This is a genomic window from Afipia massiliensis (genome assembly GCF_014203115.1).
Classification (GTDB): Bacteria; Pseudomonadota; Alphaproteobacteria; order Rhizobiales; family Xanthobacteraceae; genus Afipia; species Afipia massiliensis.
In genome coordinates, this window is sequence record NZ_JACHIJ010000009.1 from 1 (window position 1) to 15,138 (window position 15,138).

The 15,138-nt window shown below is 61.8% G+C and carries 13 protein-coding genes; 5 read left to right on the plus strand and 8 right to left on the minus strand.

Annotated features, from left to right (window positions below; translation table 11 throughout):
- Window positions 1–1,153: 1,153 nt before the first annotated feature.
- Complete coding sequence (locus tag HNQ36_RS23705; protein ID WP_184089809.1) at window positions 1,154–2,326, plus strand: acyltransferase family protein; 1,173 nt, start codon at window positions 1,154–1,156, stop codon at window positions 2,324–2,326.
- A 14-nt stretch (window positions 2,327–2,340) separates the two neighbouring features.
- Here HNQ36_RS23705 and HNQ36_RS23710 read toward each other — a convergent pair whose 3' ends face one another.
- From HNQ36_RS23710 to HNQ36_RS23720, 3 genes are all read right to left on the minus strand, one after another.
- Window positions 2,341–3,453, minus strand: coding sequence for a DUF2778 domain-containing protein (locus HNQ36_RS23710; protein WP_184089812.1), 1,113 nt, complete (start codon window positions 3,451–3,453; stop codon window positions 2,341–2,343).
- A gap of 228 nt (window positions 3,454–3,681) precedes the next feature.
- On the minus strand, window positions 3,682–5,187 hold the full coding sequence (locus HNQ36_RS23715) for a glycosyltransferase family 39 protein (RefSeq protein ID WP_184089815.1): 1,506 nt from the start codon (window positions 5,185–5,187) through the stop codon (window positions 3,682–3,684).
- On the minus strand, window positions 5,184–6,296 hold the full coding sequence (locus HNQ36_RS23720) for a glycosyltransferase (RefSeq protein WP_184089818.1): 1,113 nt from the start codon (window positions 6,294–6,296) through the stop codon (window positions 5,184–5,186). The genes HNQ36_RS23715 and HNQ36_RS23720 overlap by 4 nt, the downstream gene beginning before the upstream one ends.
- A gap of 297 nt (window positions 6,297–6,593) precedes the next feature.
- Between HNQ36_RS23720 and HNQ36_RS23725 the strand changes: the two genes are divergently transcribed.
- From HNQ36_RS23725 to HNQ36_RS23740, 4 genes are all read left to right on the plus strand, one after another.
- The gene (locus HNQ36_RS23725; protein ID WP_184089821.1) at window positions 6,594–7,397 is read left to right on the plus strand and encodes a DUF72 domain-containing protein; all 804 of its coding nucleotides are present in this window, start codon (window positions 6,594–6,596) and stop codon (window positions 7,395–7,397) included.
- Between the two features lie 43 nt (window positions 7,398–7,440).
- Entirely contained in the window at window positions 7,441–7,902 is a 462-nt protein-coding gene (locus tag HNQ36_RS23730) for a DUF488 domain-containing protein (RefSeq protein WP_184089824.1), read from the plus strand.
- Between the two features lie 139 nt (window positions 7,903–8,041).
- Window positions 8,042–8,800 (plus strand): cellulose biosynthesis protein BcsS, encoded by a 759-nt coding sequence (gene bcsS, locus HNQ36_RS23735; protein ID WP_184089827.1) that lies wholly within the window; start codon window positions 8,042–8,044, stop codon window positions 8,798–8,800.
- Between the two features lie 104 nt (window positions 8,801–8,904).
- Entirely contained in the window at window positions 8,905–10,185 is a 1,281-nt protein-coding gene (locus HNQ36_RS23740; protein ID WP_184089830.1) for an MFS transporter, read from the plus strand.
- A gap of 5 nt (window positions 10,186–10,190) precedes the next feature.
- Here HNQ36_RS23740 and HNQ36_RS23745 read toward each other — a convergent pair whose 3' ends face one another.
- The 5 genes from HNQ36_RS23745 to HNQ36_RS23765 are packed head-to-tail and all read right to left on the minus strand — an operon-like array spanning window position 10,191 to window position 15,113.
- Window positions 10,191–11,492 (minus strand): adenylate/guanylate cyclase domain-containing protein, encoded by a 1,302-nt coding sequence (locus HNQ36_RS23745; protein ID WP_184089833.1) that lies wholly within the window; start codon window positions 11,490–11,492, stop codon window positions 10,191–10,193.
- Between the two features lie 57 nt (window positions 11,493–11,549).
- The gene (locus HNQ36_RS23750; protein ID WP_184089836.1) at window positions 11,550–12,698 is read right to left on the minus strand and encodes an ABC transporter permease; all 1,149 of its coding nucleotides are present in this window, start codon (window positions 12,696–12,698) and stop codon (window positions 11,550–11,552) included.
- Window positions 12,695–13,636, minus strand: a complete 942-nt coding sequence (locus HNQ36_RS23755; protein ID WP_184089839.1) for an ATP-binding cassette domain-containing protein — start codon at window positions 13,634–13,636, stop codon at window positions 12,695–12,697. The genes HNQ36_RS23750 and HNQ36_RS23755 overlap by 4 nt, the downstream gene beginning before the upstream one ends.
- Window positions 13,633–14,406 carry an HlyD family secretion protein gene (locus tag HNQ36_RS23760; protein ID WP_184089842.1) on the minus strand — a complete coding sequence of 258 codons (774 nt, stop codon included), beginning with the start codon at window positions 14,404–14,406 and terminating at the stop codon, window positions 13,633–13,635. Before HNQ36_RS23760 ends, HNQ36_RS23755 begins: the two co-directional genes overlap by 4 nt.
- Window positions 14,403–15,113 (minus strand): TetR/AcrR family transcriptional regulator, encoded by a 711-nt coding sequence (locus tag HNQ36_RS23765; RefSeq protein WP_184089846.1) that lies wholly within the window; start codon window positions 15,111–15,113, stop codon window positions 14,403–14,405. Before HNQ36_RS23765 ends, HNQ36_RS23760 begins: the two co-directional genes overlap by 4 nt.
- Between the last annotated feature and the right edge of the window lie 25 nt (window positions 15,114–15,138).

Sequence of the window (15,138 nt, forward strand, 5' to 3'; positions counted from 1 at the left end):
TCTTCGGTAAACCTGCTCTTACGCATCGTCTGTCTCCTGGCTGGAGAACAGAAATCCTAACTCAAAATCGAGGGCGTTTCAGGGGTGCAGGTCAACGGTACTTGGCTAAACCCTGTAACCAAGTCGGTTTCAGACACCATTTTTTTGGGAACTGTCATCGAAAGCGTTTGGCGATTTCGATAGCTTGCATAATTCGTTACGCTGAACTCTATTAGCATTTGTACTTTTATCCCGTTTAAATGCCATTTTGCGCGCATTTTCTGCACAAGGCAACTTTTATAAAGGATTTGATCCGACCCTTGGTGACCTTGACATTCACGAGAATAGGTTTATATTCCTATTCATCCCGCCCCGTCATGAGGGGCGTTTCGCGATCGTCACGATACGCGGGGCGGGATGCGGTGGCGCGGCAGCGTCAGGCGCGAGCGAGGATGGCCGGGCGCGTTCCTTGTACAAAGGGCGTGTGAGTCATCCGAAGCGGACGCAAGACGGACCACGCTGTGCGCGGGACTGCGAAGCGGTAACGCTTGGCATGAACGCGTAACTCCGCGCCGGCCCAAGTCGTGTGGTCCTGCGAAATCCGGCCTGCTCTTTTCACCTCCAACCGGAGGAGAAAAGTACCGCGGAGACGACGGCGTCAGCCCGAGGGCGTTGCCGGGGAGAGCACGAAGCAAGCCGGAGCACCACCGCGTGCGGAACGCCGGATGACTCCGGCGCGACCGTGGCGACTAACTCGTGTGCTTTCTACCTTTGCACACGAGGCTACGGATGCGCTTGCGCATCCGGCGTTCCGCGCGCCCTCATTGGGGGGCGGATGCGTATAAGAATACCGGGCGCCCCCGCGCCGTCATAACAACAGGGGCGATAACGCACATCTGCATAAAAACGAGGAGATGAAGCACAATGCGCATCACACATGTGATGTCGTCCCCGCGAAAGCGGGGACCCATACTCCCCGGCCGTCGATGCCACCACGATAGCGGGCCAACTCTTTCCTTCATCATCACCACAGGCGGTGGTTATGGGTCCCCGCTTTCGCGGGGACGACCGGAGAGGGATCACGCGCGCGTCTTGCCCCGTCTGGAGCCCGCCGCATAAGATGCACGGCATTTCACCCATTTGTATTCAGCGGATTTTTTGGGAACTTTTGAGCATGACGCGCCGGACCGATCTTGATGCCCTGCGTATCGTGCTGTGTGCGGCGGTGATCCTGCTGCACGCCTTCATGATCTTCTCGGCGGACCCCTACTATCACATCAAGAGCGCGCAGCCCTCGCCGTTCGCCAGCATCGCAGCCGAATTTCTGCGCGTCACCGCCATGGTGACGTTCTTCGCCATCGCGGGCTATGCGGCGGTGACCTCGCTGCGCCGGCGCAGCCCGCTGCAATTCATGAGGGAGCGCGCGCTGCGGCTGCTGGTTCCGCTCGCCGTCGGGATCTGGACCTCGGGCACGATCATCAAGTACGTCGAAATGATGCATGGCCGCGATCTCGGCCTGCACGGCCTGCGCAAGGCGCGCACGCTGCAGGCGATGCTCGACGTCGAGCCCGACGTGCCGCTCGGCTTTTTCGATTTCTTCCCGCGCAATCTCGGCATCCTGAACCTGCTGACCTGGTCGCACCTCTGGTTTCTGGCCTACCTGTTTTTGATTTCGCTGATGCTCCTGCCGCTGCTGTTGTGGCTGGCCCGGCGCGCGCCGAACAGCGCAAAGCTGAACGCCGTGGTGCTGTATCTGCCCGCGCTGCCGCTCGGCCTGTATGTCACGGCGTCTCACGCCTACTGGCCTTATCTGCCGAACCTGATCGCCGACTGGGCCAACTTCATCTACTTCGCGATGTACATGGCGTTCGGCGCGGCGATCGCGGCGTGGCCGGGCATCGAAGTGCAGATGCGCGCGCAGGCGCCGCGCTTCGCGGTGCTGATGGCGCTGGCGTTCATAGGCGTGGCGTATTTCGGCGTCTCAACTGCGGGGCGTGTGTTCGTCGGAGTGACAGCGTGGTTCGCGGTCTGCACTGCGTTGGGCTTCGCCACGCGGTACAAGCCCTCAGCGACTGCGGCGTTGACCTACCTGACCGAGGCGACGCTGCCGGTCTACATCATCCACCACGCAGCACTGCTGCTGATCGGCCTCGAGGTAATGAATCTGCCGCTGCCGGTATGGGGCAAGGTCGCTGTGGTCTGGCTCGCGACCATCGCCGTGTCGCTTGCTGTGTATCACTGGCTGATCCGGCCGTGGCGGCCGATGCGATGGCTGGCCGGGATGAGCACTGCGCCTGCGGTCTCGGCGCGGGACAGCGCAGCAGCCGAACCCGCGCTGTCGCGATGAACGGAGGTGACGCGTTAGTTCAGGCTTGCGACGACGACCAGGCGCCTCACTTCGCCGTTCTGGTAGGCCTTCAGGAATGCGTTGTAGTCCTTGAACGACACGCAGCCGTTCGAGTCGCCGTTCGGTCCCAGCAGGTAGCTGTGCGTCAACAGGCCGGTGCGGCCGTGGATCGCGCCCTCGCCGCCCACCGGCGTCAGCCGCAGCGCCGCCACGCCGTGAAACAGCGCCTCGCGCGGCTTCAGCGTGTAGATATGCGGCGGCGTCGCGCCGTGCATGCGGACGTGGACGTAACGCGGATCGTCCATCTTGCTGCCGAGGCCGGAATGCGCTTCCAGCTTGGTGCCGTTCGGCATGTAGACGGTGCGCGCGGTGATGTCGTAGATCGCGGTCAGCTTGTCGTCTTCGCTCGATCCGCCGGGCGTGGCCGATGTGCCGTCGCTCATCACGCCGCCATCGGAGCCGGCATAGGCGAGCACAGGCCCCGGCGCGGGCGTCTTGCCGAACAGCTTGTCAAACAGGCTCGGGGTCTTGCTTGCCATCGCGGCGAGCGCGGCGTTCTTGGCCCGCTCCACCATCTCGGAGTGACCGGGCTTGACGCGGCTCTGCGGGAATTTGAAGTCGGTCGGTCGCGCCGATGGAAGCGGCACGCTGGCTACGCGCGCAGGCGGCGGCGCAAGTGCTACGTCAGGCGCGCTGGCGATTTCGGCCCGCGATGGCGCGGGCTTCTGATTATCGGGAGCCGCAACAACGGTCGGCTTGAACATGACCGGCGGAGCGCCAAGCGAATGGGTCACGTCGAGCAATGCGGCGTAGTTCTTCTGCTCGACGGTGAGTGCTGGCGGCTCGGCGTCGGCAACGGTCAGCGCGGTGAAGCGATCGGCGAACGCCTGCTGGTCGAGGCCGGGAGCCGCGGCGGTAAACACGACGCGGCGCTCAGGGACAGGCGCATCAACGTAAGCGCCGAACGGGTTGCTGCCGAACACATTGCTGTAGAGCGTCCAGCCGCACGCCAGCGTCACGAACGCAATCGCTGCGCCGCCGACGATATTCAGAGGGCTGGAAGTCCGCGAGGAACGTCCGTCATGGTTGGCCGTGTAGCCGGTACGCGCAACAGAACTGGTACTCATACGCCTTGCATCCAGAACAATCCCACCTTGTCCTGCCGGCTGCATTCGGCGGTTCATGCGCGAACGGCGCATGCGAAAGCGGGCCAGCGTCAGTTGCCGTGCGGAGCTTGGAGTTCCCCACGCAACATCTCGCAAAGGTGCGGAGCGGCATTAAGGCGGCATTTAGTTAAATGCGGATTAAGTGCGGGCAGATGTAAGGCAGGCGGGCAGCCGGGTTCCCCATCAAGCCTATCGGGGCCCGCCAAGCTCAGGCGGCAGGGCGCGGTCCAGCACCTCGCCCTTCGCGCCGTCCAGCAGATCGACCGCGTAGGTCTCGATCGCGACCCCGCTGCGTTTGCGGGTCAGTTCCGCGAGGTTTTCAACGCGCGCATATCGGGCACGATACGCAAAACTTGCGCCCGCCGGGCCGATCAGGAGCGCTTTGCCTTTGAGCAGATTCGCGTCCGGCTCGTTCATGAATGTCCAGCGATAGCGCTGCTGAAACTGGGCAACACACGTTCCTTTCGGCAGATAGAACATCAGCCACGAGATAGTGCCGTAATCCGCTGCAAGCACGCAGTTTGCGTTTTGCTTGAGACGGATCGCCTCGATTTCGTCGGCGAGTGCCGGCCAGCCCACGCCGACGCTGCGTACCGTGGCATCACGCCGAAAGCCCGTGAACAGTCCGGTGTTGGTTTGAACGATCAGCGCGACGAACAGCGCGACGCCGATCGGCAAAGCAAGGCGGCGCGACCAGTTCATCGTGCGCTGCTCACGCGGATTCCACGTCGTGCCCCACGCGGCATATGCGGCCGCGATGGCAAATGCAGGATAGACCGGCCCGAGCCAGTTGGCCTCGACGCGGGCGTGCAGCGCATGCCAGACGAAATAAAGGAAGATTATCCAAACGCTGATATTGATGAGTGTAGCGCCTCCCACATGCGCAGCCTTCGCCCGCGCCAGCGCATAAAGGCCGAAGACCCCGAGAATGAACACCGATGGGGTTGCGAAGGCGAACTGCGTCGGGATCATCTCGCCGAGATACTTGAGCGTCATGCCCTCGACACGCGCGCGGCCGAGTTGCTTGATGAACGACACCCATTGGTGATCGGCATTCCAGAGGATCACCGGCGAGAAGACCACGAATGCGACGATGCCGCCGAGATAAGGCCACGGCGACGCCAGCCAGCGGCGCTGATCCTTGACCAGCACGAGCCACAGCAGTATCTGCGCGCCGAAGAACAATGCGGTGTATTTCGACAGCAGTCCCGCCCCCACCGCCGCGCCGACCGCGAGCCACCAGGCGCCGCGGCCGGTCTGCCAGATCTTGGCAAGGAAATAGAGGACGAAGCTCGCGGCCACCATCAGCGGCGCATCCGGCGTCACGATGGTGGTGCCGACCGAAGCCATTAGCGTTGCGTTGAGAAAGATCGTCGCCGCCGCCGCAATCCAGGCATCGTCAAACAGGATCCTGGCGGCGCGATAGACCGCCCAGCTCATTGGCAGCGCGAGCAGGATCGAGATCAGCCGCACACCTAACTCGGTGTCACCCGCAATCATGATGCCGAGACGGATCACCACCGCAACCATCGGCGGATGATCGTAATAGCCGCCCGCGAGATGCTTGGCCCACGTCCAGTAATAGGCTTCGTCGAAGGTCAGCGGCGTGACGGCTGCGGCGATTAGACGAAGCACCACAAGCGCGGCCACGGTGACAGCGGTCACACGTACCAGCCTCGTCTCGGAGGAAGTCATTTTGCGCGCCAGACAAAGAGACTGGAGACGCCGTAATTCCAGACCACGCCCATCAGCGCGCCGGCTGCGCCCGCCAGCCACCAGATCGGTTCTTGATCGAAGACAGTCGCCGCGACGCCGACATTGGCGAGCAGACCGACGCTGCAGACCAGATAGAACAGCAGCAGGCCACGAATAAGAGCGAAGCCCTTCAGGCGCTGGTCCCGATAGGTCAGCCGGTTGTTGAGCAGGAAGTTTCCGGTCATCGCGACGAACGCAGCGAGGCCCTGCGCCTCGGCGAAAGGAACACTAAGTCCGAGCGCGGTATAAAGCGTGACGAGGTGCACGCCGAGGCCGATCCCACCAACCAGCGCGAACAGCAGGAAGCGCAGCGACACCAGATCACCAGTCAGCTTGGCAAGGACGAGGCCAAGGAAATCCAACACGACCATCGAATCCAGTTTGCTCTCGCCGTGCAGCCGCGCCCCGAAGGAATACGGCACCTCGACGACGCGAAGTTTTCCGCCCGCGGTCGCCACGATATCCAGCAGGATCTTGAAGCCCTGCACCGAGAGCGATGGCGCAAGCTGTTCGAAGCGGTCGCGGCGAAGCATGAAGAAGCCGCTCATCGGATCGGCGATCTCGATATGCAGCAGCTTCTTCGCGATATTGGTCGCAAACACGCTGCCGCCGAGGCGCGCGCTACCGAAACTTCCGGTATCGCCGCCGCTGATATAGCGACTGCCGACGGCGAGTTCGGCTTCGCCCGATTGCAGCAGCGCGAGCATCTTCGGCAGTTGGGTTTCGTCGTGCTGAAGGTCGGCGTCCATGACGGCGACATAGGGTGCGCTCGAGGCCAGGATGCCCTCGATGCAGGCTCCGGACAGCCCGCGCCGGCCGATACGGCGGATACACCGCACCCGGGGATCGGTCTGCGCCAACTGGCGGGCAACTTCCCACGTCCCGTCTGGGGAGTTGTCGTCAACGAAGATGACTTCCCACGCGATGCCGGCAAGCGCGGCGTCCAGCTTTGCGAAAAGCTTGGGGACGTTGTCGCGCTCTTTGAAAGTTGGCACCACGACGCATAGTTGACGCGCAGGTGCCGCCCCAGGTGAGATGGCCTCAGTCATGGACCCAGCGTATATCCGGGGTGCAGGACGATGCCAAGACGCCCTGCCGGGGCGCGATTTCGATGCGACAATACCGGGAAACCGGGTGGCGGCAGGTTGTGATGGGGCCAAAATGCCAACGACCACGGAGGGAAACCGGTGAGAGAATCAAGGCCGCGCGTACATCCGGCGCGCTCAATCTCTCATGGTATCTTCTCGTGGTCGTCCCGGCGACGGAGCGTGGCTGCAACATCGCCGATAGAAACTAGATAGGTACGCAACCGGCGTTCCGCAAGGGGGCCTCAAGGGAAGCGAGAAATGGCAAAAAAATCAGGTCAAATCCACATCGGGATCGGCGGCTGGACCTTCGCGCCGTGGCGGGGCGTGTTCTATCCGGAAAAACTGACCCAGGCGAAAGAACTCTCCTACGCCGCCTCCAAGCTGACCTCGATCGAGATCAACGGCACCTATTACGGGTCGCAGAAGCCCGAAAGCTTCCGCAAGTGGGCCAGCGAAGTCCCGGACGGCTTCGTGTTCTCGGTCAAGGGACCGCGGTTCGCCACCAACCGCCGCGTGCTGGCGGAGGCTGGCGATTCCATCAAGCGCTTCTACGATTCCGGCGTCACGGAGATGGGCGATCGGCTCGGGCCGGTGCTGTGGCAATTCGCGCCAACCAAGAAATTCGACGAAGCCGACTTCGGCGCCTTTCTCGAACTGCTGCCGCGCAAGTTCGACGGCGTCGCTCTGCGCCATGTGGTGGAAGTGCGCAACGACAGTTTCTGCACGCCGTCATTCATCGCGCTGCTGCGCAAGTATAACGTCGCGGTGGTCTACGCCGATCATGCGAAGTATCCGGCGATCTCCGACATAACCTCCGATTTCGTTTACGTCCGGCTTCAGACCGGCCAGGATACCGTCAAGACCGCCTATCCGCCCAAGGTGCTGGATGAATGGGCGAAACGGCTGACGCTGTGGGCACAGGGCGGCGAACCCACCGACCTCGCCCGCGCCGACAAGACGCCTGCGAAGAAAGAACCGCGCGACGTGTTCGCCTATGTGATTCACGAAGGAAAGATCCGGGCCCCCGCCGGGGCGATGGAATTGATCGAACGGGTCCAGTGAGCCGATAATTGAGTTCGCGAGCCAACCAGGCCCAGGAGACAGCATGGCCAAGGCCAAGAAGCTTTTCACCATCGGCTACGAACAAACGCCCGCGAAGGCCGTGCTCGACGAACTTCAGCGTGCCGGTGTGAAACTGCTGGTCGACGTGCGTGCCGTCGCATCGTCGCGCCGGCCGGGCTTTTCCAAATCCCAGCTCGCGGCCGGCCTCGACGCGCGGGGCATCTCCTACATCCATCTTCGGGGCCTTGGCACACCGAAGGATGGCCGCCTGGCTGCGCGCAGCGGCGACATGAAGGCGCTTGCGAAAATCTATCAAGCTCACCTGAAAACGCCGCAAGCCCGTGGGGAAATGGATGAACTGGCGGCGCTTGTGACGAAGGCAGGACCGGTCTGCATCCTGTGCTATGAGCGCGATCACAACGTCTGCCACCGCAAATTCATCGCCGAGATCATCGAGGATCGTGAAGGCGTGAAGATCGAAGACCTGGCCGCCCCGCAGATCTGAGTTATCCACAGGGCCCGCGAATCTTCTGGACCTGTTCGCTTCGCGTTCCCGACCCGTTCGCTAGACGAACCTCCGCTTCAGGGCTCTAATTTCTGCGTATTTTTACGTAAGCATTTCAGTAGCCGGGGCTCGGGGCTCCATGCGTTGCGTTGGATGGGTGTACGCGTTTTGCGTCACCGCCGCCGCTCTGTTTTGCGGAGGCTCTCCAACTGTTGCCGATCCCCTGACCGATCCCTTGCCCTCGTCGAGCCAACTGAGCGGCGGCGCATATCCCGAAAAGTTTCTCTATTTCAGCGGCTTCGATCTCTGGCGCAGCGGTGGCTCGGTCTATGGCGGCGCTCAATGGGCGCCAAGCGGCCTGAACGAGGACGGTTTCACACTCAAGCTGCTACTGGCCGAAGGCACCTATCGTTATCTCGCCGGCAGCGCCAGCATCCGCGGCGCCGGCCTGCTCGCGTCGATCCTTCCCGGCTGGCGGATCAAGCGCGGCGACTTCGAAATCAAGTTCTTCGCCGGGCTCGACCTTCAGAACCACCGCCTGTCGCCGGACGACCCCGGCAACAGCCTGCGCGGCAATCATGTAGGCCTGCGTGTCGCGGCTGATCTGTGGTGGGAGCCGACCCAGACACTCATGCTTGCGTCGTCAATTTCGGGTTCGACCATCGGCAACAGCTTCGGCATCCGTGGAGCTGCGGGCTGGCGCGTCATGGACCGCTTCTGGGTCGGTCCGGAGATCGAGACATCGGGGGACGAAGTCTATCGCCAGTACCGGATCGGCGCTCATATGACTTCGCTGAAGTTTGCAGCGTTTGAATGGTCGCTCGGCGCAGGTTATGTTGAGGACAACAGCCATCGCTCCGGACTCTATGGGCGCATCAGTCTGCTCACGCGTCGATAGCAAGCCAGACTCCGGCAGTCTCTAAAGTCTAATACACAAAAGGTTGAATGGCATGATTCACATCATGCCATAAAAGCCTGCTCCCGACTTCGCTAGGATACACAATGATTTCCGCATGGGTTTCTGCGCGCCTCGCCGATCGAGACATTCACTACGGCTGGGTCATGGTGGCCGTGACGTTCTTCACCGCGCTTGTCAGTTCGGCTTCCGTCGGTGCACCGGGCGTCTTCATCCTGCCGCTGGAAAAAGAATTCGGCTGGAGCACCACGCAGATTTCGTCGGCACTGTCGATTCGCCTGCTGCTGTTCGGGCTGATGGCCCCTTTCGCCGCCGCGCTGATGGTGCGCTTTGGGCTGCGCAACGTCGTGATGTCGGCGCTGACGATCATCACGGTTGGTCTGCTGGCATCGCTGGCCATGACGCAGGCGTGGCATCTGATCGCGCTGTGGGGCTTCGTCGTCGGATTCGGCACCGGCATGACGGCGATGGTACTCGGCGCAACGGTCGCGACGCGCTGGTTCGTCGCGCATCGAGGGCTGGTCGTCGGAATTCTGGCTGCCAGCGTCGCCACCGGCCAGCTCATCTTTCTTCCCGTCATGGCTTACCTGACCGAAGCGTTCGGATGGCGCGCCGCCATGGGCACCATGTGCGTGATGCTCGCCATCGCTGCCGTGGCAGTACTGCTGTTCATGAGCGACAGGCCGTCGGACCTCGGGCTGCGGCCGGTCGGCGATGACGGTACCGCCCCCGTTCCCGCGGCGCCCCCGGCGACGTCGATCGTCTCGGCGGCTTTTACGGCCTTGCGAGATGCATCGAAGACCCGTGTGTTCTGGATTCTGTTCGGCACCTTCTTCGTCTGCGGCGCGAGCACCAATGGGCTGGTCCAGACCCATTTCATTCCGATGTGTGCAGACTTCGGAATCTCCACGACTATGTCCGCAAGCCTGCTCGCCGCCATGGGCATCTTCGACTTTGTCGGAACCATCGCCTCCGGTTGGCTGTCTGACCGTTACAACAATCGCTGGCTGCTGTTCTGGTACTATGGTCTGCGCGGCCTTTCGCTGGTGTTCCTGCCGTTTACTGATTTCTCGTTCTACGGATTGTCGTTGTTCGCAGTATTCTACGGTCTGGACTGGATCGCTACCGTCCCGCCCACCGTCAAACTAACGGCCAAGCATTTCGGACCGGAGCGCGCAGCGATGGTGTTCGGCTGGATTTTCGTCGGCCATCAGCTCGGGTCGGCAACCGCCGCATTCGGCGCCGGTCTGACGCGAACGCTGTACGAAAGCTATCTGCCGGCGTTCTTCGTGGCAGGCATCCTCTGCCTGATCGCAGCGGCGGTGATGATGCTGCTCCGGACCGGTCCGAAAGCCGCAACGGCGTGAAACGGTCAGCCGAGGCGCCAGACCGCCATCGGCTGTTCGTAACCTTTGACCGCGACCTCGCCGAGCGACACGGCGTCGGCGCATGCTTCGCCAAGAGTATCGCGGACGACCGCCGAGATTAGCAGTTGCGAATTGAACTCCTTGTTGAGGGACTCAAGCCGCGACGCAAAGTTCACGGTGTCGCCGATGACGGTATATTCCTTGCGCCGCGTTGAGCCGACATTGCCGGCAACCACATCGCCGAAGTGAACCCCGATCCCGATGCGAAGCGGCCAACTGCTGGCTTCGTTGTTGCGTGTCATGGCCACAAGCATTTCGCGCCCGGCAGCGACCGCATGTTGCGTGGCATCCGACGCCTCGAAGGGGGCTCCGAACAGCGCAAGAAACCCATCGCCCATGAACTTGTTCACAATGCCGCCGTGGCGATCGACAATCTCCACCAGCACAGCGAACGCTTCGTCCAGCCGATCGACAACCTCCTGCGGGCTGCGCGATCGCGCCGCCGCTGTGAAGCTGCGAAAATCCACGAACATGACCGCGACGCGGCGGATGTCACTCGTCGTGCTCGTTCCCTCGGCCAGCAACCGCTCGACAACCTGCGGCGAAACGTGTTGACCGAACAGGTTGGTCACCCGGTCGCGCGCGGTCGCTGCGACGATGCTTTTCTCGAATTGACGCCGCAACAGGACGCCGACAGCGCCTGCAAGCACGCCGCATATGAAGACGATCAGACTCCGTATGACATGATAATCCACATCGGGCGCTGCATCCGGATGATAGAACAGCGCCATACCCAGCAACTGGACGGCGGCCACGAACCCGGTGAAGGTGGATAGCCAGAAATCGAGCCGAAGTGTCGAGAGAATAATGAATATGAAGTAGCTCAACGGCACGATGTAACCAAGCGCCTGAACCGATCCCATATTGTCGATGTGAAGCGCCAATGCGATCGTTGGCGTGCTCGTCTCGATAAAGGCGCTGAGGTATCGTCGGAAAATCGGCAGATCGCGATCGAGCTTCAGCTGCCGATTGACCATGGCATGGACAACCAACTCGAACAGGATAAACGGCACCAGAGTAATATAGAGATAGGCCGGCTTGAATTTTCCGTGCCATAGCTCGTTCAACTGCTCGGGTGCGAGAAAATAGAAGGTCCAGAGCACCAAGGTGAGGACGGATGTCGTCACGATCAGCGCCTTGATACGCACCAGCTCGGTCTTCAGGATCTCCCGCGTCAGCACACGCTGGAAATCATCCGAAACCTCCGCACTATCGGCCTTCCCTCCCCAAATCTTCAGCCAACGCATGCCTCGCCTCACAGTATCTGCCATTCCGCGCACAGGACAACGAATTGCAGGTCGCCCTCAATCCAGCGTTCGCCTGAATCGCGTCACTGCGATGGTCATGGCAACCAACACCAGCACGCACAGCGCAATCGCATCGTATTGGAGATTCTCCAGCGACGCACCTTTGAGCATGATCGCGCGCACTATGCGGATATAGTGGGTGAGTGGCAGCGCTTCGCCGATCCACTGCGCCCACACCGGCATGCCCGCAAACGGGAACATGAAGCCGGACAGAAGAATGTTCGGCAGAAAGAACATCATCGACATCTGCATGGCCTGAAGCTGATTCTGCGCGATGGTCGAGAACGTGTAACCGATCGACAGATTGGCCGCGATAAACAGAGTCGACAGTACCGCCAGCATGGTCAGGCTGCCGAGGATCGGCACCTGAAACAGGAAATAGCCGATACCGATGATGATCGTCGCTTGCAGAAAGCCGACCAGCACGTAGGGAATGATCTTGCCGAGCATCACCTCCACCGGGGTGATCGGCATGGCGAGCAGATTTTCCATCGTGCCGCGCTCGATCTCGCGGGTGACGGACAGCGCGGTGAAGATCAGCATGGTCATGGTCAGGATCGTGCCGACCAGCCCCGGCACGATGTTGAGCCGCGATTCCGCCGCCGGATTGTAGCGGGCATGGGCGCGGATCTCGAACGGCATCTCCGGTGGATCGCCCACCTGCAGATCGTGCTTGAGCGCCGATTGCACCACTTGCCCCAACGCACCGAGCGCCGAGCCCGATGCCACCGGATCGGTCGCATCCGCCGCCACCAACAGCGCCGGCTTGTCGCCGCGGCGCACCCCGCGCTCGAAGCCGCGCGGGATTTCGACGCCGAACAACACCTTGCCGGATTCCAGCAGGCTGTCGAATTCGGCAACGGTATGAACCTCGCGGGTAAAGCGGAAATACGCGGTATTCTGAAGCGCCTTGAGGATCGAGCGTCCGAGATCGCTATCCTCCTGCAACAGGACAGCCGTCGGCAGATAGCGCGGCGTGGTGTTGATGGCATAGCCGAACAGCAGGAGTTGCATGATCGGCAGCATCACGATCATCGCGAACGAAACGCGGTCGCGACGCAGCTGAAGGAACTCCTTCACCAACATGGCATAGGTGCGCTGCCAGAAGCCGCGTGCGCCGCCATTGTTTGTTTCGGTTGCGCTCACTGGAAGTTATCCTTCGCGCGGCCCATCAGTTCGATGAAGACATCTTCAAGCGACGGTTCGGACTTCTGCCATAGAGTGTCGCCGCTGGATTTGTACGGCGCGACCGCGTCTTCGAGCGCGGCAGCGTCGCGCCCGGAAACATGCAGGCTGGTGCCGAACGGCGCGACCATATCGATGCCGGGCCTATCGGTCAGATCGGCTGTGAGCTTGTTCAAGCCCTCGCCCGTCACGGTGTAGGTCGTCAACGCCGAGTTGGCGATGACCTCCTCGACGGTGCCGTGCACCAGCAGATTGCCGTAGGCGATATACGCGATCTCATGACAGCGCTCCGCTTCGTCCATGTAGTGGGTCGAAACGAGCACGGTCAGCCCCTCCGCGGCGAGTGCATGGATCTCGTTCCAGAACTCACGCCGCGCCTTCGGATCGACGCCCGCAGTCGGCTCGTCAAGCAACAGCAGTTGCGGACTCGGCAACGTGCAGGCGCCTAGCGCGAGCCGTTGCTTCCAGCCGCCGGACAGTTCACCGGCAAGCTGCTCCTCACGCCCCGACAACCCGATGCGCTTGATCATTTCGCGCGCGGCCCCGCGCGGATCGGAAACGCCGTAAAGCCGCGCGACGAATTCCAGGTTCTCGCGCACCGAGAGATCCTGATACAGACTGAAGCGCTGGGTCATGTAGCCCACATGCCGCTTGATCTTGTCAGCCTCACGCCGGATATCGTAGCCAAGGCACGTCCCCTCGCCGCTGTCCGGCGTCAGCAGGCCGCACAGCATGCGAATGGTCGTGGTCTTGCCGGAGCCGTTGGGTCCGAGGAATCCGTAGATCGAGCCACGCTTCACCTGCATCGACAGGTCATGCACCACCTCGCGGCCATTGAACGACTTCGACAGGCCGTTGACCTCGATCGCGATGTCTGACTGTGCGATGTCGCGGCTCACGGCGTCTTGCCATTGGTGAAGATGCTGACCGGCTGGCCGACACGCAGGCTGTCCGGCTTGTTCGGCCGCGCCTGGATCAGATAGACCAGCTTCGATCGTTCATCGAGGCTGTAGATCACCGGCGGCGTGTACTCCGCCGTGGTGGCGATGAAGTAGACTTTCGCGGTCAGACCGATGGGACAGCCGTCGCACGTCACCCGCACCTCGTCGCCGACCTTGATCTTTGGCAATTCAGGCTCCGGCACGAAAAAGCGCATCTTCATGTTGCCGGGCGGCAGGATCGAAATCACAGGACGCTGCGCCGCAACGGTTTCGCCTTCGCGGAAGTAGATCTGCTGAATGGTGCCGGCGATGGGGGCCTTCATCCGCCTGCGTTCCAGTTTGGTCTGCGATGTGTTCACGCGCGCTTCGGCGACACGAAGATTCGCCAGCGCCGAATCGAAATTTGCCTGCGTGCCGGAGCCGGTCTTGCTCAGGGCTGCCGCACGGTCATAGGCCTGCTTCGCGTTGGCGAGCGTCGCATTGCTCTGGTTCAGATCGGCCTGCTGGAGATCATCATCCACCGCATAAAGCGGCGCGCCGGGCTCGACATGATCGCCCTCGCGGACGTTGAGCTTGACGACGCGCCCCTGCTCATCCGGACTTACGAAAATCATGTCGGCCTCGATCCATCCCTGATAGCCGGGATTTTTGGAATCCCAGCATCCGGCGAGCGATCCAGCGACGAGCAACAGCGCGACTGTCCGCGCAACACTTCGCGACGCAATCATGCCGCTCTCCCTTCATCAAAAATCAGATCGAGATGAACCCGCAGCATCGCGGCGACATCGAGCGGCGCGTGCTTGCCGAACAGGCCTTGCCAGATCACGGTAACAATCATCGGTCCGACCAGAAGCTGCGGAAAGTTCGCCAATCCCAGATTGCGGATTTCGCCGCGCGCGATGCCGTATTCGATCAGCTTGCGCATTCCGGCGATGCCGTGCGCCACCACCTCGCGGTAATAGAATTCGGCAAGCTGCGGAAAGCGCGTGCCTTCGGAAATAATCATCCGCACAATGTCGGCGCGTTTTGTACCAATGACTTCGCGGGCGAACGTCTCGGCCAACGCTTCCATCGCGGCGCGTGCCGATCCCCCTCCCACGCCGATTGGAGGATTTGCGATCCGCACGATCAGCGGGCCGAGCGCGGTGCGCACCAGTTCCTGAAACAGCGCTTCCTTGTCCTTGAAGTGCAGATAGATCGTACCCTTGGCGACGCCAGCGCGTTTGGCCACGTCATCGAGGCGGGTCGCGGCAAAGCCTTTCGCCGTGAACTCATCGAGACCCGCGGCGACAATCGCCGCGCGGCGCTCCGTCGCGCCGACGGCGCGCTTCGATGGACGCGGGTGCGCGGCACGGTCGGCAGGCGCACGCGCTTTGGTACTGCGCGCGGGCTTGTCTTTGACGGGACGGGTGTCGATCAACGGGAGTTTTGCCATACATTGAATATGACTGACTGGTCAG